At 69.6% G+C, this 19,796-nt stretch carries 21 protein-coding genes; 14 read left to right on the forward strand and 7 right to left on the reverse strand.

What is annotated here, in order from left to right:
- Positions 1 to 240: 240 nt before the first annotated feature.
- Positions 241 to 444, reverse strand: a complete 204-nt coding sequence (locus BS73_RS10965; RefSeq protein ID WP_037571443.1) for a cold-shock protein — start codon at positions 442 to 444, stop codon at positions 241 to 243.
- Positions 445 to 1,235: 791 nt separating this feature from the next.
- Between BS73_RS10965 and BS73_RS10970 the strand changes: the two genes are divergently transcribed.
- The 3 genes from BS73_RS10970 (at position 1,236) to BS73_RS10980 (ending at position 4,658) form a co-directional block, all read left to right on the forward strand.
- Positions 1,236 to 1,895 (forward strand): RNA polymerase sigma factor, encoded by a 660-nt coding sequence (locus tag BS73_RS10970; RefSeq protein WP_037571445.1) that lies wholly within the window; start codon positions 1,236 to 1,238, stop codon positions 1,893 to 1,895.
- Positions 1,896 to 1,972: 77 nt separating this feature from the next.
- Positions 1,973 to 2,806 (forward strand): hypothetical protein, encoded by an 834-nt coding sequence (locus BS73_RS10975; protein WP_037571447.1) that lies wholly within the window; start codon positions 1,973 to 1,975, stop codon positions 2,804 to 2,806.
- A 547-nt stretch (positions 2,807 to 3,353) separates the two neighbouring features.
- Positions 3,354 to 4,658, forward strand: coding sequence for an LCP family protein (locus BS73_RS10980; protein WP_051939804.1), 1,305 nt, complete (start codon positions 3,354 to 3,356; stop codon positions 4,656 to 4,658).
- Between the two features lie 256 nt (positions 4,659 to 4,914).
- Here the strand turns inward: BS73_RS10980 and BS73_RS10985 are convergent, their stop codons facing one another.
- On the reverse strand, positions 4,915 to 5,553 hold the full coding sequence (locus tag BS73_RS10985; protein ID WP_235215369.1) for a TetR/AcrR family transcriptional regulator: 639 nt from the start codon (positions 5,551 to 5,553) through the stop codon (positions 4,915 to 4,917).
- A 139-nt stretch (positions 5,554 to 5,692) separates the two neighbouring features.
- Between BS73_RS10985 and BS73_RS10990 the strand changes: the two genes are divergently transcribed.
- From BS73_RS10990 to BS73_RS11000, 3 genes are all read left to right on the forward strand, one after another.
- Positions 5,693 to 6,235 carry a DUF302 domain-containing protein gene (locus BS73_RS10990; RefSeq protein ID WP_037571450.1) on the forward strand — a complete coding sequence of 181 codons (543 nt, stop codon included), beginning with the start codon at positions 5,693 to 5,695 and terminating at the stop codon, positions 6,233 to 6,235.
- 8 nt (positions 6,236 to 6,243) lie between these two features.
- Positions 6,244 to 7,701 (forward strand): amidase family protein, encoded by a 1,458-nt coding sequence (locus BS73_RS10995; RefSeq protein WP_037579078.1) that lies wholly within the window; start codon positions 6,244 to 6,246, stop codon positions 7,699 to 7,701.
- A gap of 184 nt (positions 7,702 to 7,885) precedes the next feature.
- A complete protein-coding gene (locus BS73_RS11000) occupies positions 7,886 to 8,275 on the forward strand; it encodes a carboxymuconolactone decarboxylase family protein (protein ID WP_037571452.1) in 390 nt (129 codons plus the stop codon).
- Positions 8,276 to 8,407: 132 nt separating this feature from the next.
- On the opposite strand, the gene BS73_RS11005 is transcribed toward BS73_RS11000, so the two are convergent.
- Positions 8,408 to 8,707 (reverse strand): PIN domain-containing protein, encoded by a 300-nt coding sequence (locus BS73_RS11005; protein WP_407674995.1) that lies wholly within the window; start codon positions 8,705 to 8,707, stop codon positions 8,408 to 8,410.
- Between the two features lie 389 nt (positions 8,708 to 9,096).
- Between BS73_RS11005 and BS73_RS11010 the strand changes: the two genes are divergently transcribed.
- Positions 9,097 to 9,633 (forward strand): hypothetical protein, encoded by a 537-nt coding sequence (locus BS73_RS11010; RefSeq protein WP_037571454.1) that lies wholly within the window; start codon positions 9,097 to 9,099, stop codon positions 9,631 to 9,633.
- 193 nt (positions 9,634 to 9,826) lie between these two features.
- On the opposite strand, the gene BS73_RS11015 is transcribed toward BS73_RS11010, so the two are convergent.
- Entirely contained in the window at positions 9,827 to 10,483 is a 657-nt protein-coding gene (locus BS73_RS11015) for a TetR/AcrR family transcriptional regulator (RefSeq protein WP_037571455.1), read from the reverse strand.
- Between the two features lie 117 nt (positions 10,484 to 10,600).
- Between BS73_RS11015 and BS73_RS11020 the strand changes: the two genes are divergently transcribed.
- The gene (locus BS73_RS11020; protein ID WP_037571456.1) at positions 10,601 to 11,611 is read left to right on the forward strand and encodes a hypothetical protein; all 1,011 of its coding nucleotides are present in this window, start codon (positions 10,601 to 10,603) and stop codon (positions 11,609 to 11,611) included.
- Between the two features lie 173 nt (positions 11,612 to 11,784).
- Here the strand turns inward: BS73_RS11020 and BS73_RS11025 are convergent, their stop codons facing one another.
- The gene (locus BS73_RS11025; protein ID WP_037579082.1) at positions 11,785 to 12,213 is read right to left on the reverse strand and encodes a hypothetical protein; all 429 of its coding nucleotides are present in this window, start codon (positions 12,211 to 12,213) and stop codon (positions 11,785 to 11,787) included.
- Positions 12,214 to 12,821: 608 nt separating this feature from the next.
- Between BS73_RS11025 and BS73_RS11030 the strand changes: the two genes are divergently transcribed.
- A complete protein-coding gene (locus BS73_RS11030; RefSeq protein WP_037571457.1) occupies positions 12,822 to 13,430 on the forward strand; it encodes a TetR/AcrR family transcriptional regulator in 609 nt (202 codons plus the stop codon).
- 227 nt (positions 13,431 to 13,657) lie between these two features.
- Here BS73_RS11030 and wrbA read toward each other — a convergent pair whose 3' ends face one another.
- Positions 13,658 to 14,269, reverse strand: a complete 612-nt coding sequence (wrbA, locus tag BS73_RS11035; protein ID WP_037571458.1) for an NAD(P)H:quinone oxidoreductase — start codon at positions 14,267 to 14,269, stop codon at positions 13,658 to 13,660.
- A 169-nt stretch (positions 14,270 to 14,438) separates the two neighbouring features.
- Positions 14,439 to 15,011 carry a TetR/AcrR family transcriptional regulator gene (locus BS73_RS11040; protein ID WP_037571459.1) on the reverse strand — a complete coding sequence of 191 codons (573 nt, stop codon included), beginning with the start codon at positions 15,009 to 15,011 and terminating at the stop codon, positions 14,439 to 14,441.
- 184 nt (positions 15,012 to 15,195) lie between these two features.
- Here BS73_RS11040 and BS73_RS11045 point away from each other — a divergent pair, with 184 nt between their 5' ends.
- The 5 genes from BS73_RS11045 to BS73_RS11065 all read left to right on the forward strand — a co-directional run bounded on the left by BS73_RS11045 (position 15,196) and on the right by BS73_RS11065 (position 19,683).
- The gene (locus BS73_RS11045; RefSeq protein WP_037571461.1) at positions 15,196 to 16,218 is read left to right on the forward strand and encodes an alcohol dehydrogenase catalytic domain-containing protein; all 1,023 of its coding nucleotides are present in this window, start codon (positions 15,196 to 15,198) and stop codon (positions 16,216 to 16,218) included.
- 29 nt (positions 16,219 to 16,247) lie between these two features.
- On the forward strand, positions 16,248 to 16,892 hold the full coding sequence (locus BS73_RS40670; protein WP_037571463.1) for a muconolactone Delta-isomerase family protein: 645 nt from the start codon (positions 16,248 to 16,250) through the stop codon (positions 16,890 to 16,892).
- Positions 16,893 to 16,924: 32 nt separating this feature from the next.
- The gene (locus BS73_RS11055) at positions 16,925 to 17,296 is read left to right on the forward strand and encodes a YybH family protein (RefSeq protein WP_037579085.1); all 372 of its coding nucleotides are present in this window, start codon (positions 16,925 to 16,927) and stop codon (positions 17,294 to 17,296) included.
- A gap of 324 nt (positions 17,297 to 17,620) precedes the next feature.
- Positions 17,621 to 18,571 (forward strand): SDR family NAD(P)-dependent oxidoreductase, encoded by a 951-nt coding sequence (locus BS73_RS11060; RefSeq protein WP_037571464.1) that lies wholly within the window; start codon positions 17,621 to 17,623, stop codon positions 18,569 to 18,571.
- A gap of 50 nt (positions 18,572 to 18,621) precedes the next feature.
- Complete coding sequence (locus BS73_RS11065; protein WP_037571466.1) at positions 18,622 to 19,683, forward strand: alpha/beta fold hydrolase; 1,062 nt, start codon at positions 18,622 to 18,624, stop codon at positions 19,681 to 19,683.
- Positions 19,684 to 19,796: the final 113 nt, after the last annotated feature.

A 19,796-nucleotide genomic window follows, 5' to 3' on the forward strand; every position in this document is an offset into this window, starting at 1 on the left:
GATACGGCACGGATCAAGGAATTCTCCGCGGCGAGAGCAGCACGGACAATCACAAGAAATCGGCCGGATGGAGCGCGAAAAAGAACCTGATCGCGTGCGGTCTCGCTCAGGCGCCTGCGCACTTCGGGTGGCGCGAATGCGGATTCGGGGGTGCTGCGGATGGGGCCCGCGCCGCGCGGGGGATGCCGAGGGGCCCGCACCCCACAGGATGCGGGCCCCTCGGCACGTGTGCGGGCCGCGTCAGGCAGGAACGATGTTCTCAGCCGTCAGGCCCTTCTGGCCCTGCGCGATGTCGAAGTTCACCTTCTGGCCTTCGAGCAGCTCCCGGAAGCCCTGGGCGGCGATGTTCGAGTAGTGGGCGAACACGTCAGCGCCGCCACCGTCCTGCTCGATGAAGCCGAAACCCTTTTCCGCGTTGAACCACTTCACGGTACCTGAACTCATGTCGTTCTCCTTCGGGGGCAGTGCACCGGCATCCGCACGGTGCGGACGCCGTGTCGCCGCGATGATTACCCCGACCGGAAAGGACCGGATTTACCAGGATTCCTCGGCGGCACGAAAACCGGCCGAAGCACCTGAAGCACTGGGAACCACAACTGCAACCACAAACGACGGTAGCACACCGAGGCAGCTCGGGCGGGGAGGATAATGCTGGTGCAGTCGCTTCGAAATAAAATCTGTGGGCGGGCCCGGAGAAAATTCTGGATCGGCGGGAACAGTTTTTGATACGGCCAGGACACAGCATCCGGGAGGGCCGGCGGCCCGGCAGACCGCCAAGGGAACGCGTGGTTCTGGCCCGGATCGGCGGCCGGGAGCGGCGCCGCGGGCGAGGCAGGCCTCTCCCCCCGGCGCGGTCCGCCGCACCATCGGCGCCCGGGCGATAGCCGGCGGCAACACCGTCGAGGTGATGGGTCGCGACCAGGCCAAGGCCGCGGGCATGGCCGAGGCTCTCGGCGACGGCGCAAGGCCGGGGCTGGGGCCGTGGCCGGATGGCCCTGCCCTGCCCGACCCTGCCTCTGTCGCGTGCGGAACGCTACGGGCGTCGGGGAGTCCGGCCGCCCGCAACCGGCTCCGGCCGCCGGCCGCCGGCCGCCGGCCGCCGGCCAACGAACGCGGCGCTTCGCCGACCCGACCCTCGGCCGACGTCGCCGTCACCGTCGCCGCCCATAAGGGCATCCGGCAAAAAGAGCGGGTTCAGCGGGAACCTTCGGCCGGGTGCCGGACACATACAGTGCATGGAACTGAACGACGGCGGTCCCAGCGCTCTCAGGGGAGGGATATCCGACCGGGAGTTGTGGGCACAGGCAGCCGACGGCGACCGGGAGGCGTTCGGCCGCATCTTCGACCGGCATGCGAAGACCGTCTACAACCACCTCTTCCGGCGCACCGCCGACTGGTCCGAGGCCGAGGATCTCACGGCGACCGTCTTCCTCCATGCCTGGCGTCGGCGGTCGCAGATCGTGCTGGACCGCGATTCGGCCCTGCCGTGGCTGCTCGGCATCGCCGACCACCTGCTGTCGAATACCAGGCGGCGGCTGCGTCGGGCCGAGGCGCTGCTCCACCGGCTCGTCTCGCACAGCGAAGAGGAGGTCGACCACGCCGACCGCGTCGCGGGCCGGATCGACGACGAGCGCCGGATGTCGCAGATCCATCGGGCGCTGGCCCGCCTCCCCCGCCACGAACGCGAGGTCGTCGAGCTGTGCCTGTGGTCGGGCCTGGATCAGCAGGCGGCCGCGGCGGCGCTGGGGGTGGCGGTGGGGACCGTGAAGTCCCGGCTGCACCGGGCACGGCGGAGGCTGGGGGCCGACCTCGCCGGCAACCTCGCCGCCGGACCCGGGATCGCGGCGTCACCGAGTTCGAGAAGTCACGTCACTGCGGAGGAGGTCACAGGATGAAGGGCACACAGGGCGGTCCCGTCCCTCCCCCCGATCGTGATCTGCCGAATCACCGGCGGATCCGGGAGGAGCTTCTGATGAAGATCGATCCAGAGGACGAGCGTGCTTCGCTGCCACGCAGATGGGGGCTCCCGCTCGGGGTCGCCGCCGGCGTCGCGGCACTGAGCTTCGCGGCCGTGGCTGTGCTCGGCGGGCAGGGAGCCGCCAAGCCCGTCCTGGCCGCCGGTGACGGCAACCCGACGGGCCCCGCCACGGCACCGGCATCGAGCCCGCCCCGGGTCGCCTCGTCCCCCGGGGCCGGCTCGGCGCCCTCCTCGGCGCGCGCCACCGACGTCCCCTTCACCGTCATCAGCACGGCCACAACCCCCATCGAGTCCGCGGCCGTCGCCCGGATCCTGGCCTCCTGCCTGGGATCGAACGCCGGCGAATACCACCCGGCGATCGCCGTCCGCACCCCCGTCGCCTCGCAGGACTGGGACGGCGCGGTCGTCGCCGTGGACTCCGCCGGCCAGTACGTGCAATGCGAGACCAAGGGCGATCGGGGCACCAGTTCGGACGTCCCGCCGACCTTCATCAACAACCGCCTGTGGGGCACCGGCCACGTCGTCGAGTACTTCGACTCCACCGGCGAACAGGCCGGCCGAGGCCGGTACCTCTCGATCGGCGCCGGGCACTACACCTCGGACGTCGCCAGGATCACCATCAGCTACGGCGAGAGCCCGAAGGAGCACCCGGCGGTCATGGCGGGCGGCGCGTTCTTCTACACCGCGGCCTTCTCCACCGGCGGCACCCCCGCGTCCAAACTCCCCTTCTCCGCGGCGGCCGACCCGTACGTCCACGCCTACAACAGCGCCGGCAAGGAGATCTACAACCAGAAGCAGGATCCGCGGTTCACCGCCGCCCACAAGTAAGCCGACGGGAACCAGCCTGCAGCCGTCAAGAGATCCGCGCCCGCCCCGGCGCCCGCACCCGCACCCGCACCCGCACCCGCACCCGGTTCAGGAGAATTCAGGTATGTCAGGTGATTGGCATGCATTCAGCGACACCTCTGATTCGTCCTGGCGTCCCGGGCAGCAGCCCCCTCAGCGATACCCGCAACCACCGCACTACTGCGCGCGGCCTTCTCCTGGCGGCTGGCCGGCACAGCAGGCATCCCCGGAGAAGTACGGGCAGCAGGCCTCACCCCCGCAGTGGCCTCAATGCGTTCCACTGCGGCGGCGGCCAGGCCCGCAGCAGCATGGTTCGCGGAAGCCGGGGTCGGCGGACGACACGTCCGCGGCATTCCCGGCAGCCACGTCGGACCCGGAACATCCCCCCATACCCTCGGCCGGTTCCGGTTCCGGATCCGGTGCTGGCGCCGGCGCGGAAGCGGGTGCCGGCGCCCGGCCGGGGCGGGCGGCCATGCGCAGGGCGGCCCGCGGGCGAAGGCGGAAGCCGCTGAGGACCGTTGCCTGGTCGGTGCTCTGGGTGCTCCTCGGGACCGCGCTCGTAGGGGGTGGCACCGTCGTCTACGGGTACGAGTCGCTCAACAGCAAGCTGCACGGCTCCCCCCTCCACGCGGCGGGCGACGACTCCGCCGACTCCCCCAAGGAGGTCGTCGACCGCTTCGGCCGCTCGCCGATCAACATCCTGGTGATGGGCTCAGACGGTCGGATCACCAAGTCGGACTGCACATACGGGGGCGCCACCTGCGGTACCGCGGGTGGTCAGCGCGCCGACGTGGAGATGGTTCTGCACGTCTCCGCCGACCGCTCCAACGCCACGGTGATGAGCATCCCGCGCGACCTGTACGTGGCACTGCCCACCTGCGCGGGCGGCGCCACAAACAAGATCAACAGTGCGTTGCTCCACAAGCCCGGCTGCCAGGTCGACGCGGTGGAGAAGCTGACCGGCATCCCGATCGACCACTTCATCGAGGTGGACTTCAGCGGGGTCGTCGCGGTCTCCAACGCCATCGGCGGCGTCCCGGTCTGCGTCAGCAGGGACGTCTACGACCGCAACTCCGGCCTGAAGCTCAGCAAGGGGAAGCACAGGCTCAAAGGCCAGGCCGCTCTCGAGTTCGTGCGCACCCGCGACGCCTTCAACGACGGCTCCGACGTCGACCGAACCGACACCCAGCACGCCTTCCTCTCCGCCGCCCTCAACCAGCTGGAGGACTCCGGAACCCTGTCGAGCCCGGCCAAAATCATCTCGCTCGCCGGCTCGGTCCTCGGCTCGCTCACCGTGGACGACGGCATCAAGAGCGTCCAGAACCTCGGCAGCCTGGCCTCGGACCTCCACAAGGTGCCAAGCAAGCGGATCATGTTCGTCACCATGCAGACCAGCATGGATGCCGAGGGCAACCTGGTCGAGTCAGCACGTGCCCCGGCCCTCTTCCACGCCATCGCCCACGACGAGCCCGTCTCGACGCTCCCGGTGGCGCCGTCCGCCTCCGCCGCCTCGGCGCCCCCCAAGGCTTCGGCGGCCTCCGGTGCCTCGGCCGGCGGGGACAAGGCGAACACCCAGGCCCTCGACGGCGCCCACCACCAGACGGCCGCCACGACCAAGGGCTGCGCCGAGGCCTCCGTGGGCAACGTCGAGAATGTCCCGGTCGGCCTGAACATGCAGTACACCGCAGCGGGCCGACAGGCCGTCAACACCCCCGAGCCGGGGACGGACCACCACGAGATGTACTGCGGCACCGGCCCCGGCGGAACCGACTGCTACGCCACCCCGGACGCGGCCTACGCCCTGTTCCCCGAGGTCAAGGACTCGGCGCCGTAGCGCACGAGGGCACGGCCGGGCCGGCGAAGCATCAGCTCCAGGCTCTGGCAGATGGGGCGTCAGCCGACGTTCCGCGCTCTCAAGTCCCTGTCTGCTGACGACCTGTGCCGGGCTGGTCGGGTGGGCTGAGTCGGCCCAGGAGCCGCCGCAGTTCGGCGAGATCGTCCGTGGGCATATCGCGAAGCGCCGGGGGCGGCCGAGCGATGACGCCCCACGGGGCCTCGCTTACCGCACGGGGACGAGCAATGCTCGGCTGTCAGCCACTGGCCCCCGCGCCGATCGCGTCGTCGATCAGTGTCACTGCGAGGTGGCGGGCGTCCTCGAACGGATACGGGTCGTTGAGAGATGTGGCGAGGGCGCGCGCGCCTTCGAAGAGGACGGCGAGCCGGCGGCCGAGGCGCTCGGGGTCATCGGCGCCGGCGGCCTCCGCCGTGGCGATGAGGTTCGCCGTCAGCTCCCGCTTGTGGCGCTCGACGAAGGCGGCGGCGTCCGGCATGGCCCCCGCCGCCTCGACCGCCGTGTTGTGGAACGGGCACCCTCTCACCACTGACCCCGCCGCAGCGTCTCCGGCGGGTGCGCCGGATTCGGCGGGTTCGGCGGGTTCGGCAGGTTCGGCGAAGAGCGCGATCAGGCGGTCGCGCGGGTCGAGGTCGCCCCGCGTGAGGACGGTCTCGATCTCGGCCGGCCCGTTCGGATCGGACTCCAAGCGCGCCAGATAGGCGCCGACGAGGGCCTCCTTGCTCGGGAAGTGCTGGTAAAGGGTGCGCATGGAGACCTGTGCGACCTCGGTGACCTTCGCGACGCCGGTCGCATGGATGCCGTCGCGGGCGAAGAGCTCGACGGTCGCCTTCAGGATGCGCTCTCGCGCACCGCGCCCACCTCGCTTCTTCGGCACGGTCTCTGGTGTCGTGGCCATCCCCCAAGTATAGCGCTCGCTGTACTTTGCGGTCGCCCCGCGCTACGCTCAAAGTACAGTGATCGCTTTACTAGATCGGCGGTCAGCGACCGTAGTAGTCCCAAGGAGCAAGCAGGCCATGTCTGACCCCATCGCCCTCTCCGTACCCCACCAAACCGTCCGCTGGTCGATCGACACGGGCAGCTCGTTCGAGGACTTCCGGAGTCGGTACGAAGCAACGGTCCCCGTTCTGGACCTGCCGCGGCTGAACCGACTGCGCGCCGAGCACGCCGACTGGGACACGGTGCTCAGGGCTGCAGCCGAGAACGCTCCGCACGGCTTCATGCGGTTCTGGAGCACCGACGTCGGCGCCACGATGCAGCTGGCCGGGGACGGCGGCGACTGCGCCTCCTACCTCATGGGCAACCACACCATCGCGGAGAGGATGTATCGCCACGACCCCGCGGTGATGCTGTACGCGCCCCTGCGAACGGCGATCCACCGGGACACGGAGGGAACCGTCTGGTTCTCGATCGACCAGCCCAGCACCCACTTCTCCACCTTCCACAACCCCGCCATCACCGCTGTCGGGGAAGAGCTGGACCGCAAGGTCCTCCACCTGCTCCAGGTCCTCGACGTGCCGGTCTCCGACAGCCTGTTCACGAACGGAGTACGCCCATGAGTACGCCCATGACACCCACCGACCGCTCGTCCACCGAAGGCAGTGGCGACTCGCAGCTGACCGAGCTCGGCGTGGCGGCCGCGGCCGCGGCGATCCGCCGCGGTGACATCACCGCGGAGTCGTACGCTTCCGCGCTCCTCGACCAGGCACGCACGCAGTCCGGGATCCACTCGTTCATCACCGTCGACGAGTCGTCGGTACTCGCTGCCGCCCGCGCTGCGGACAAGGCGCGGGCGGCGGGAGCAACCGCTCCCCTGCTCGGAGTCCCATTGGGCGTCAAGGACAGCTACCAGACCCAGGACCTGCCGACGTCCCTCGGGCTCGGCTCACTCAGAGACTTCGTCCCCACCACCGACGCCGAGATCGTCACGATCATCAAGGGCGCAGGCGCGACCGTGTTCGGCAAGAACAACCTCGTCGAGATGTCCTATGGCGTCACAGGCCACAATGCCGAGTACGGGCAGGTACTGAACCCCTACAGCCACGACCGTCTTTCCGGCGGATCCTCCAGTGGTTCGGCCGCCTCTGTGGCTGCGCGGATCGTCCCGGCGTCCTTCGGCGGTGACACCGTGGGTTCCATCCGGATCCCGGCGGCCCTCAACGGCGTCGTCGGATACAAGCCGACGACGGGCAGATGGCCGCGCGGCGGCGTCGCGCCGATCTCCCACACCCTCGACACGACGGGCCTCCTCGCCCGCCACGTCGAAGACGCACTCCTCATCGACGCCATCGTGACCGGTGGAGTCGCTGATCAGCCGGCGACGCGGAAGGACCTGAGGGGAGCACGGTTCGCCTACGCCCCCAAGCACTACCTCGCCCTCGTGGATCCGGAGGTCGAGCGACGGTTCCACGAAACAGTGGCCCGCTTGCGGGAAGCAGGCGCCGAAGTGGTCGAAATCGACCTCGGCGACGACTTCACCGCACTGGCGGATCGCACCGCCTGGAACCTCTTCCTTCGCGACACCTACCGAGCCGTTTCCGCGTTCCTCCGGGAGAACGACTATCCGGTGTCCGCCGACGACGTCCATCGCCGGCTCAAGCCACAACTGCAGGAGGTGTGGAGTGCGGTCGTGGTCCCCGGCAGCCCTGGCTACCTCTCCGACGAGGATTACGCGACCACCCTCGGCACCGACCGCCCGGCGCTGCAACGCCGCTTCGCCCAGGTCTTCGCACGCGACGGCATCGACGCGCTGATCTTCCCGACGACGCCCGCGCCGGCCCCACGGATCGCCGACCAGTGGGAGTTCACCGTCGCGGGCCAGAAGGTGGAGCACCTGTTCCTCGCGAAGAACACCGTTCCAGCCAGCGGCGCCGGTCTCCCCGGAATCAGCCTGCCCGCCGGACTGACCCGGGCCGGCCTGCCGATCGGAATCGAACTCGATGGGCCCCGGAACCACGATCGGGAGCTCCTGGCATTGGCCCGGCAGGTCGAGCGCGTCCTGGTGCCCGTGCCGTCCCCCGTCTGACGGGGACGCAGTCTGCGGTCGTCGGACATCACGCAGCTCCCCCGGAACGGAACGGGATCGAGACCGACGCGGCCGAATCCTCGCTGCCGCGCAGAGCGACGCCATCCGCGCGGGCCTCGTCGGCGGTACGCAAGGCTTTATGCCAGATTTGGCCCGACCAGACCTGCTCGATGGGGAGAGACCGATGGACACCGAACAGAACGACCCCCAGTATGTCGCCGCGCTCGACGAAGCCGAACGCCTGCTCGGCTTCCGCCTTGAGCGCGTGCTCGGCACGACGGACGCCGAGCCGCCGAACGCCGCGGACTTCAAGCGCATCGCCACCATGCAGGCATTCGGTGCGGCATGGCCACGCACCGAACACCTCGACACCCGCACCCGCGCACTCATCTCGGTCACCATCGCGGCCGTGCTGGGAGTGCACGAGCCCCTGCGAGGGCAACTCCGCATCGCCCTGAACAACGGCGTCACGAAGGAGGAAATCGTCGAGACGTTCATCCAGATCAGCGCTTACGCGGGCGCTGCGCGCGCGTTCGAAGGCTATGGCATCGCGGCGGAGGTCTTCGGCGAGTAGTTGTTCGTGGTTCGTGGTTCGTGGTTCGTTCTTCGTTGCTCGCGCCGGGCAGGCCCTTCAGTCCGTCGCATACGACCATGCAGGCTGATCGGCGACATGGGCGTCGCAGATCATGGTTCTGTTGACGATCGGCTACAGGTCATCCGGCAGCAACCGGAAGGCGCGGTGTCCGGTCAGCGGTGTGACGGCGCGGAAGTCCCTGCGGTCCAGGGCGAGGACGGCTTCGGTCTCGTAGCGTTCGGCGAGGACCACGTTGACCGCGTCGGCGAGGTTCAGTTCGAGTGCGGCGAAGCGGTCCTGGACGCAGCGGGCGGCGCGCAGGTTGTCGGCGGTGACGGCGGGGATCGCCACGCCTCCGATGCGCTCCTGGGCGAGCAGCCAGCCGTTCACGGCGTGGGCGGATCGGCGGTCGACGTTGCGGGTGGTGAGCACGGCGCCGCCGCTCGACCGACCGCACGCTGATCCGCAGGGCCGCGCTGATCTTCGCGTTCGTCCGCACGCCCTCGAAGCGCTCCACGGCCTGGAGCCGCAACCGCTCCAGCGTGGTCCTCTCGGCGTCGGTCAGCCTGCCGCCCTACACGTACCTCACCCCCCACGGCTAGCGATGTCGACAGCCAATCGTCAGGCGAACGGCGCCGACTTCACTCGATCAAGTCCCGCAGCATGACAGTTACCAACAAAAAGGGCGAACCCGATCAGTCATTGCCCAGCCCACGTGTCGGAAAGATCGGGGCCGACAGCGCTATAGTCACGGCAGACGACTGCAGATAATCCCGGAGCCTGGGAGCGATGAATTGAGTAATGGGAACCTGGACTGCCTGATGGACTTCTATCCAACCGGGTTCGGAATCACTTTTGCAAAGGGGACCACCCAGGAAGACCTCCTGACCCGCATGGGCGGGGACCCTGCATCAGCGCGCATGGCGGGGCTTGACGACGCGGACGACTGGGAACAAGAAGACCTCGATTCTGGCCCCGTACTGCGTTTTGGCGAGAGCCATGAGTGGTCCTTCGCCCTTGAAAACTACGGATCCCTGAGCCTCTCCATCGCGGGGAAGATTTCGAAAGGCATCAAGATAGTAGCGCTATCCAGACTTGAGAACGCCATCTCCCGTATGGTTCACGCGGTCGATCAACAGGTATTGCTGGACGTCGATGTTTCAATGCTGTCGGCTCTGGCCGCACCGCCCGAGGGGGGCTTGCTGTCCGAAATAATTGACTACTCGAACAGCACCTCTCCCGGCCTGGGCTATATGACCGCCCGTGAGATGTTGCGCTTCGCTCACAAGAGATTCGGCTTGGAGGTCGAGCGGGACTTGATCGCCGGCGAGCTTCTCAGTTGTCGGATCGATCTTTGACGGTCGGGCGCCGTCGCGGCAGGGGCCGTGTGGCCCCGCTCAGACGGCGGTACCGGCCTAGGACTCCGGTCGTAGAGCGCGATCTGACGTGGCGTCACCTATGGTGCCTCGGCCGACGGGCACGATGGCGGCGGGTGCACCGGCATGCTCCGGAGCCAGTGTTTATCCAGCGGCTGCCCAGCGGGGGTCGGCTTCACGGCCGGGTGCGTTGCTCGGCGGCGTCGAACGCGGGCGCGAGCGGGGCCAGGGCCGCGCGGAGCTGGTCAGGCAGTAAGCCGGAGGGCACGATGAGTCCTCCGGCGCCGAAATCCTCGGCGGCCCCTGCGCTCCCGGCCGGCCGGAGCCAGCCTTCCAGCGCGATGCGCACCGCAGCGGCCACGCTTGCCGCGAGAACGCGGGCCGTGTGCGCCCCGGTGTCACCCAGACGTTCGGCGATCACCGCCGTGAGCGAGGGCTCGATGTCGGCGGTGGCGTCGAGGAAGGCGTCGCGCAGCGCGGTCCGGGTGGTGATCAGCAGCAGCGCCTGCTGTTCGCGTTCTCCGGTGTTCGTGTACTGCTCGACCACCGCGTCGGTGACGGCGTCGGCCAGGCGCACACCTGCGGGCCGAGCCGTGACTGCCGCCGCGATCCGCGCCTCCCGGTCCGCGGTGACAGCGGAGACGATCGCCTGCTCGCGGCTGGCGAAGTAGTTGTTGTAGGTGCGCGGCGAGACCCCGGCCGCCTCGGCGATGTCCTCGACCCGTACCTGGTCCGGTCCGCGCTCCACCGCCAGGCGCAGGGCCGCCTCGCGTAGCGCCTCGCGGGTGGCCCGCTTCTTCCGCTCCCGCAGTCCTGGTGGTGGTGTCGTCACGGCACTCAGCGTTCCACACAGGACTGCGTGCACGCAAACTTGCGCGCACGCATTTTTCCTGCCAGCCTCGACCCCACCGAGACCGACAGAGGGGACGTCACCATGCGAGCAAGAGGAATGACCTACGACACCGGATTCGTCGTCCACGGCCGGACGTCCCGCGAGCACCTCGACCCCGCACTGGTCCGGCGTGAGCTCGCGATCATCCGCGACGACCTGCACTGCAATGCGGTCCAGATCATCGGCGGTGACCCGGACCGGCTGGAGCTGGCGGCCGGCGCCGCCGCCGAGCTCGGCCTGGAGGTCTGGTTCTCGCCCTATCCGCTGGAGCTGGAGCCGGAGCAGATCCTCACCCTCTTCCGCGACTGCGCTGAGCGAGCGGAACGGCTCCGGCAACAGGGGGCCGCGGTCGTGTTCGTGGCAGGAGTCGAACTGAGCGTGATGAACCGCGGGTTTCTGCCCGGAGAGAGCCCCGAGGAACGGGTCGAGCAGCTGATGGGCCAGCCCGAGCAACGGGGCGCAGCGATGCGCGAGCTCGGGGTGCGCGTCAACGCGTTCCTCCGCGACGCCGCGGCCACGGTCCGCGAGCGCTTCCGGGGCCAGCTCACCTACGCATCCATCCAGTTCGAGCAGGTCGACTGGACCCCCTTCGACATCGTGACGTTCGAACTGATCCGCTCCGCGGAGGTCGCCGACCGGTTCCGGGACGCGGTGCGCACCCTGGCCCAAGGCCCGAAGCCGCTCGCCATCACCGGGTTCGGCACCGCGGCCTACCGCGGCGCGGGAGACCGCGGTGGGCGCATGCTGGAGGTGGTCGAGCACGACCCGCTGACCAATGCCCCGGTACGCCTGAACGGCATATACGAGCGCGACGAGGCCGGCCAGGCCGCATATCTGAGCGAACTCCTGGAGATCTTCGACACCGAGGGGGTGGACAGCGCGTTCGTCTTCCTGTTCGCCTTGCCCGGCTACCCGCACCGCCCGGACGGCGACCCCCGGGACGACCTGGACCGGGCCGGCCTGGGCATCGTCAAACTCCTCGAAGGACGCCGGGGGCAGACCTACCCCGACATGGAATGGGAACCCAAGGCCGCCTTCGAAGCAGTGGCAGAGCAGTACCGGCGGTGACAGGAACCGCGCACGGTGAGTGGGACTGTTGCTGAGCCGGGCGTGACAGCTCGCATTGCGGGCAGCCGGCCCTTGTGATCGTTCGGCAGCACGCGCGAGATCTACCAGGACACGAGATCGGGAGCCGCACGGTCTCTTGCCGATCAATACGCCAGGGATGGCGCGACGGTCCCTCAAAGGCTGTTCCGACCTGCGGTGGCCCACTCTTCCCAGGTATCCGGCGCGCGCATGGCGATTCGTGCGCGGCGATGGCGCGCGGCCGACCCACTGATGCCCAGGGCGTCGGCCAGTCTCCGCGTCGTGCCGCCTGTCGCAGCGTAGGTCCGGGTTACGGCGTCACGGATCGCGCGAACGCGGCGCGGTAGCCGATCCACGCCCCTCAGGGCGGCCGTCCAGTCGCCGGCGACGGGCGCAGGGCTTCCCGCGTCACGGGAGTTCACACCGCTGCGGAGCATGCCCATGGCCCATAGGCAACTGTCGATGATCTCCACCATGAGCTTGGCGTCGTCCCCGACGGTGGCGGCTTCAACCGGGGTGAGGCTGATGGTGATCCGCAGGGCGCTGTCACCGCGATCACCATGGGAGACGCAGGACACGGTCATCGGCCTCACCCGCCGTCGGTTCCGGAGGTCACCTGATGGAAGCTGCTTCCATCCTCGCTGCCGATCCCGCCCTCTGCGCGGAGCGGTGGGGAACCGGCGGCAGCTCGGCGTCAAGATCGTCGCCGCAGACGGTCGCACATCCAGCGGCTTGGCGCGGTCAGCGCGATCGCCAGCGGATTGAAGAAGAACGCGTGAGCGCTCAGAGGACCGTTAGGCACCCGGCCCGAGCCGCCGGAGCCATCAGCGGGATGCGATGCCGCCCTCGTGCGAGCGCGGTGCAGAGCGGCTCGCTCCAATGGATCGCCGGCGAGCAGCAGCACCGGGGAGGCCGCGATGACGGCCGCGTAGGTGAGTGGGCGATGTCGCTGCGACGGCATGACCGGCCAACGAACGGTCTTCCCACGACGGTTCCTCCAGCCGGAAGGGCGGTGGGGAAGCAACGCGGCGTGGCTTGAACGGCAGGAGAGCGCGTCGAACAGGTGGAAGGCTTGGAGGACGAAGCCGATGCACCGTCCCCGTGACGTGATTCGCTTCCGGTCGGTCAGGGTCGAGAGGTGGGTGCCGGCAGTCGCCACTTCGAGTAGTCGATCGGTCGTATACTTGTCCCTATGGGCCGGACAAGCGATGCCAGGGAGAAGATCCTCACCGCGGCGCACGATCTGATCGAGCGGCGCGGCTACTCGGCGCTGGGCGTGGCCGAGATCTGCAAGGCAGCGGGCGTGCCCAAGGGCAGTTTCTACTACTTCTTCGAGTCGAAGGAGGCCCTGGCCCTGGCGGTGATCGACGATCACTGGTCCGCGGAGCAGCGCGTCTGGTCCCGGATCCTGACCGCCGACGGACCGCCGCTGCCGCGGCTGCGCCGGCTCTTCGAGGCCACCCAGGCCGCCCTCCAGGCCGGCCAGGACAGCTGCGGGACGATCTCCGGCTGCCTGTTCGGCAACCTCTCGCTGGAGCTGAGCAACCAGACCGAGGCGGTCCGCACCCGGCTCCAGGAGATCTTCCAGGCCCAGGCGGAGATGGTCGCCGCGGTCATCGAGGAGGCCAGGGCGCGCGGGGAGGTCACAGTGGCGGACGACAGGGCCGCCGCCCGGTCGATCGTCGCCCAGCTGGAGGGCCAGGTGCTCTTCGCCAAGCTCTACAACGACAGCTCCTCCCTGGATCCCCTCTGGGCCAACTGCCTGGCACTGCTGGGCGCTCAGGCCTCCGCCCAGGTCTGACCCGGGCTCGCCCACGCGCCGACCGAGATCGGTCGGACCTTGACCCGCGGCCCATGGATACCCGTCCTCGCACGCGCGCGTTGGCACTCTTCCCAGCGGCTCCAGCGGTTCCAGGAGGACGAGTTGACGACCACGGAGCTGTCGCGGCAGGGGTGCGCGGTCACCGTTCTGGGCGCCGCGCCGCGCCGCGCACCCCGCGAGCCGGGCTCCCGCGATGCCGGGCGGGGTCAGGCAGCGGCCTTGAGTGCGGCGGCGATCCTGATGACGCGCTCGGCCTGTATCCGGGCGGCGGTGCGGGCCACCTCGTCCACCGGCTTGGTGCCCTGCCCGTCGGCGTGCGAGGTGCCGTACGGGTTGCCGTCGACGAACTTGGCCGGGTCGGTGAAGCCCGGAGAGGCGATGATCCCGCCGAAGTGGTGGATGGAGTTGTAGAGGGCCAGCAGGGTCGACTCGTGTCCTGCGTGCGCCGTGGCGGTGGAGACGAAGCCGCTGTAGACCTTGTCGGTCAGCTTGCCTTCGGCCCAGAGCCCGCCGAGGGTGTCGATGAACTGCTTGAGCTGGGAGGACACATTGCCGAACCGGGTGGGCGTACCGAAGATGACGGCGTCGGCCCACTCGATGTCCGCGGGAGTGGCCTCGGGGATGTCGGCACTGGCTACGTGGTGGGCCGCCCATGCGGGATTGGAGTCGATGGCGGACTGCGGGGCGAGTTCGGCGACCTTGAGCAGCCGGACCTCGGCTCCGGCCTTGACGCCTGCCTCGTGGAGGGCGTCGGCGATCTCGGCGATGGTGCCGGTGGACGAGTAGTAGACGATGGCGAGCTTGACGGGGGTGGTCATCGCGATGCTCCGCTTGTCGTGTTGTCGTAACTGGGGGGAACGATGGGTGTGGGTGGCCGACGGTGCCCGAGGTGGGTGTGGGTGGGCCGACCGGATTTCAAATGTAGACGACCGGTCTACTAAACACAAACCTGCTGCTCAGCCGACCGTGGCCCCCGCCAGGCGCTACCTACCGCAGGAGGACCTCGAAGACCATCCGGAAGAACGCGTCCACCGGCGCCGCGGACTTCCCGGTCCGCGCGGTAATCAGCGTTCCCTCCCACGCGCTCAGAATGAACCGCGCGGCGTCGGCGACGTCGAGGGCCGGGTCGAGGTGGCCGGCCTCCTGCGCCTCCACCAGCACCTGCTCGATGAGCGAGGCCCACCGGTCGAAACCGCGCTGGACGGCGGCGCGGATCGACTCGTTGTGGTCCGCGACCTCCGCCCCGAGGTTGCCGGCGAGGCATCCGCGCACGAAACCGTTGTCGACGGTGTCCCGGCCTAGATGGTCGAAGTGCGCCCGGAGCCGCTCCAAGGGAGGCCGCTCCGTCGCGGTGAGGATGTCGAACCGCAGGGTGGCGGCATATCGGCTCAGCGCCTCCAGCGCCCCCTCGTCCTTGCTGGAGAAGTGGTTGTAGAACGACCCCTTGGGGACGTTCGCCGCCTGGGCTATGTCCTGGATGCCGGTCGCGTTGTAACCCCGCGCGTGGAACTCCCGCAGCGCGGCCTGGGCGATCTCCTCGCGCTTGGACGGACGTCCCATGCTGTCTCACCTCAAGGTCGATACGGCTTGGTCGGCCGGTCGCCGATTCGTCGTCACCGATTCGTCGTTCGTCGATTCGTCGGCGGCCTGCCCGCGCCGGGCGGCGCCTGGACTAGAGTACTCTAAGTCGACCGGTCATATTCTAGACCGGAGCCACCGTGCCCTGCCCAGGAGGAAGCGGCCCATGTCCAGCACCACCTACCGAGCCTTCGAGGCCACCGGCGTCCATCAGCTGCGCCCGGTCGAACGCGAGCTCACCGCCCCCGCGCCGGGGCAGGTCAGGCTGCGCGTCCAGGCCTGCGGCATCTGCCACACCGACGTACTGGCGGTGGAGGGGCTGCGTTCCGACCCGTCACGGCCGATCGTGCCGGGACACGAGATCGTGGGCGTCATCGACGCCGTCGGGACCGGCGTCACCGCCTGGCGCCCCGGTGATCGCGTCGGGGTCGGCTTCCTCAACGGCCACTGCGGAGAGTGCGAGCCCTGCCGTCGAGGCAACTTCGTCAACTGCCTCCGCCAGGAGCAGACCGGGACGACCACCGATGGCGGTTACGCGGAGGTGGCCTACGCCCGGGCGAGCGGACTCGTCCGCATCCCCGACGGCCTGGGCCCGCTGGACGCGGCCCCGCTGCTGTGCGCGGGGCTGACCACCTTCAAGGCGCTGCAGCGCGACCGTGCCCGGGCCGGGTCCCTCGTCGCCGTGCAGGGCATCGGCGGGCTGGGGCATCTGGCGGTGCAGTACGCGCGCGCCCTCGGCCATCGAGTGGTGGCCATCGCGCGCGGACAGGAGAAGGCCGCGCTGGCCCATCAGCTCGGTGCCCACGAGTACATCGACAGCACGGCGACCGACCCCGGAGAGGCACTGCACGAGCTGGGTGGAGCCTCCGTCATCGTCGCGACGGCCTCCAGTGGGGCCTCGATGAACCCGCTGATCCGGGGACTGGCTCCGCTGGGCGAGCTGGTCGTGGTCGGCGCAGCGCCGGACCCGCTGACCGTGGCCACTCCCGATCTGATCTTCGGCACCCGCTCCGTCGCCGGCTCGCTGACCGGGTCGTCCATCGAGAACGAGGACAACCTCGCCTTCGCCCTCGCGCAGAACATCCGGCCCAGCCTGGAGATCATGCCCTTTGAGCAGGCCGTGGACGGGTACGAGCGGATGCTCTCGGGGAAGGCCCGGTTCCGCGTCGTCCTGGACACGACGGCCTGAGAACCCCTCATCGACAAGGAGTGAGTGAGATGGAGTATCTGGTCACCATGGTCACCACCGTCCCGGCGGGGACCACGGAGCAGGAGGTCGAGGACGTCCGCGCCCGCGAGGCGGCGAACTCCCGCCGGCTCGCACAGGAGAACGAACTGCTGCGGCTGTGGCGGCCGCCGCTCGGCCCCGGCGAGTGGCGCAGTCTCGGCCTGTTCTCCGCTCCGGACGCCGAGCGGCTGGAGGAGACACTGGCCGCCATGCCACTGCGGGTGTGGCGGCGGGACGAGGTGACGGCGCTGACGCCGCACCCGAACGACCCGGGTCCGGCCGGGCCGACCGGGCCGGCCCGTCCGGCCGCCGGGCCGCGGCTCAAGGGCTCGGCCGAGTTCTTCGTCGTCTTCGCGCCGAAGGACCCGGCTCCTGCCCAGGGCCCCTCCGCCGAGTCGGCATTGCAGGAGGCCACCGCCGCGGAGGCGGTCCGCGCCCGAGAACTCGCCGCGGCCGGGCATCTGGTCCGGCTGTGGCGCCTGCCGGACGGCGATCGGGCGCTCGGCCTGTGGCGCGCTGCGGATGCCGAGGAGATACGGGGAATCCTCGGCGACCTCCCCCTGGCGCCCCGGCTGACCACCGAGGTCACCCCGCTCAGCGAACACCCCAACGACCCGCGGCCGGCGCACGACTGACGCTGCGGCCGCACAAGAGAGGCGATGTGATCATGCCCACCCAGATCGAACACGAGCACGTCATCCGCGAGGTCGTGGACCGATGGAAGGCCGCCGTCGACGCCCATGAGCCCGAGCGGGTCGCGAGCTGCTTCACCGAGGACGCCATCTTCCAGGGACTGCACCCCTACGGGGTCGGACGCGAGGCGGTGGCCGCGTACTACGACTCCCAGCCGCTGGGGCTGCGGGCCGACTACACGATCCTGGAGACCCGCGAGATCGCGGACGGCGTCCTCCTCGGCTACCTCGACGTCGACTTCTCCTTCACCGACCGTCCAACCCTCCACGTCAAGCTCTCCGTACTGCTCCGCCGTACGGCCACGGACTGGCTCATTGCCCACTACCAGGTCTCCCACCTGGGCTGATCGCGACTGACGGGGGGTCTGACAGATGCCCCGTACCGCCAGCTGCTGCGGCGCAGCACCGGTGTCGGGGCCGACGCGATCGACGTGTGGTCGACGGATGGTCCACCGGTGGTCGACGGCTGGTCGACGGCTGGTATCCGCCTGACGAAGCACCGGGGCGATTCGCGCATCCCCCTCAGCAGCCGAGTCGTCGCGGGGCTTCGGGCAGCCGATTCATTCAAGCGACGACGGCGGCAACCCCATGACCGCCCCACCCGAAACTCCCGAATTCCCCGATCCTGCGAATGCCCGGGGATCGGCCCGGCAAGGAAGACAGGGACGAACATGACCACCGATGGACTCATCCACACGCCCTTCGGGGCCTCCTCGGCCGCCCTGGAGGTGATCGAAGGAGTGGATCTGACAGGCCGCCGGGCGATCGTCACGGGGGCCTCCTCCGGGATCGGCGTGGAGACCGCCCGGGCGCTGGCGGCGGCCGGCGCCGAGGTCACCCTCGCTGTGCGCGACGCCGAGGCCGGCAAGGCGGCCGCCCAGAACATCGCGAACACCACCGGAAGCACGCGGCTGCACGTCGTCACGCTGAACCTCGCCGAGCGTGCCTCGGTCGCGGATTTCGTCGCGGCCTGGGCGGGGCCCCTGCACATCCTCGTGAACAACGCAGGGGTCATGGCCACGCCCGAACTGCGCACCTCCGAGGGCTGGGAGCTGCAGTTCGCCACCAACCACCTCGGACACTTCGCCCTGACCACCGGCCTCCACAAGGCCCTGGCCTCGTCCGGCGACGCCCGCGTGGTGGTGGTCAGCTCGGTCGGACACGTCAACGGGGAGGTGCTGTTCGACGATCCCCACTTCGAGCGGCACCCCTACGACCCGTGGGCCGCCTACAGCCAGTCCAAGACGGCCAACATCCTGTTCGCCGTGGAGGCGGCCCGGCGCTGGGCGCCCGACCACATCGCCGTCAACGCACTCAACCCGGGGCGGATCACCGGCACCGGACTCAGCCGCCACATGGACGGGGGCGTGGAGACCGCGCCCACGACCTTCGAGCCGAACAGCAGCGACGTCTCCTGGAAGACCGTAGAGCAGGGGGCCTCCACCAGTGTGCTCCTCGCCGCCTCACCGCTCGTCGAAGGCGTCACCGGCCGTTACTTCGAGGACTGCCAGGAGGCCGCCCCCCACCGGCCCGGGGTACGCCGCGGCGTCGCCGCGCACGCCGTCGACCCGGACAAGGCCGCCCGTCTGTGGGAGCTGACCACCGCCTTGCTGGCCGGCTGAGTCCGCGAGTCTGCGGGCGGTCCTCGGAAACACCCAACGGAAGGCTTCACATGATCAACAGGCGCACCTTCAGCAAGGCCGTCGGCCTCGGCATCGGCGCGGCCGCGGTCTCCCTGCCCGGCCTGGGGGCCAACGCCTCCGCAGCGACCGCCGCGGAGCGGCAGCCCGGCGCCGCTTCACTGCCCACCAACACCCCTGGTAGGGATACCGGGTTCCCTACGATCAAGCAGGTCGACGCCGGGCTGCTGAACGTCGGCTACGCCGAACTCGGTCCCGCCGACGGCCCGGTCGTCATCTGCCTGCACGGCTGGCCGTTCGACATCCACAGCTACGTCGACGTCGCCCCGCTCCTCGCCGACCAGGGCTACCGCGTGCTCGTGCCCTACCTGCGCGGCCACGGCAGCACCCGTTTCCTGTCCCGGCGCACGCCCCGTACCGCCGAGCAGTCGGCCATCGCGCTGGACATCATCGCGTTCATGGACGCCCTGACGATCCGCAGGGCGGTCCTCGCCGGCTTCGACTGGGGTTCGCGCACCGCCGACATCATCGCCGCGCTGTGGCCCGAGCGGGTCAAGGCTCTTGTGTCCACCAGCGGTTACCTCATCACCGACCGCGAAGCGCAGCTCTCGCCCGCCCCCGCGGCAGTCGAGCACAACTGGTGGTACCAGTGGTACTTCGCCACCGAGCGCGGCAAGGAGGCCCTTGAGAACACCGACGACCGCCTCGCGCTGTGTCGCTACGTCTGGACCCTCGTCTCCCCCAACTGGAACTTCGACGACGCCACGTACGAGCGCACGGCCCAGGCCTTCCTCAACCCCGACTACGCCGCCATCGTGCTGTACAACTACCGGTGGCGCATCGGTCTCATCAAGGGCGAGCCCCGCTACGACCGCTACGAGACGCTGCTCGCGGCGCAGCCCTCCATCGGCGTCCCCACCGTCACCCTCGACCCGGCCCTGGACCCGTTCACCCCACCGGGCGACGGCGCCGGCTACCGCGACCACTTCACCGGCGCGTACGAGCACCGCACGATCGCGGACATCGGTCACAACCTCCCCCAGGAAGCCCCCACGGTCTTCGCCCAGGGAGTCCTCGACGCCGACCACCTCTGACCACGAGAAGCCCCTGCCCAGCTAGTACGGGCTGCTGCGTGTCCCCGCCGCTTCGTCCCGCGGGCGGACCTCTCTGGTACACCCGGCAGCTGTTCCAGGCGGCCTGGGCGTAC

The organism is Phaeacidiphilus oryzae TH49, from assembly GCF_000744815.1.
In the GTDB taxonomy this organism is placed as follows: domain Bacteria; phylum Actinomycetota; class Actinomycetes; order Streptomycetales; family Streptomycetaceae; genus Phaeacidiphilus; species Phaeacidiphilus oryzae.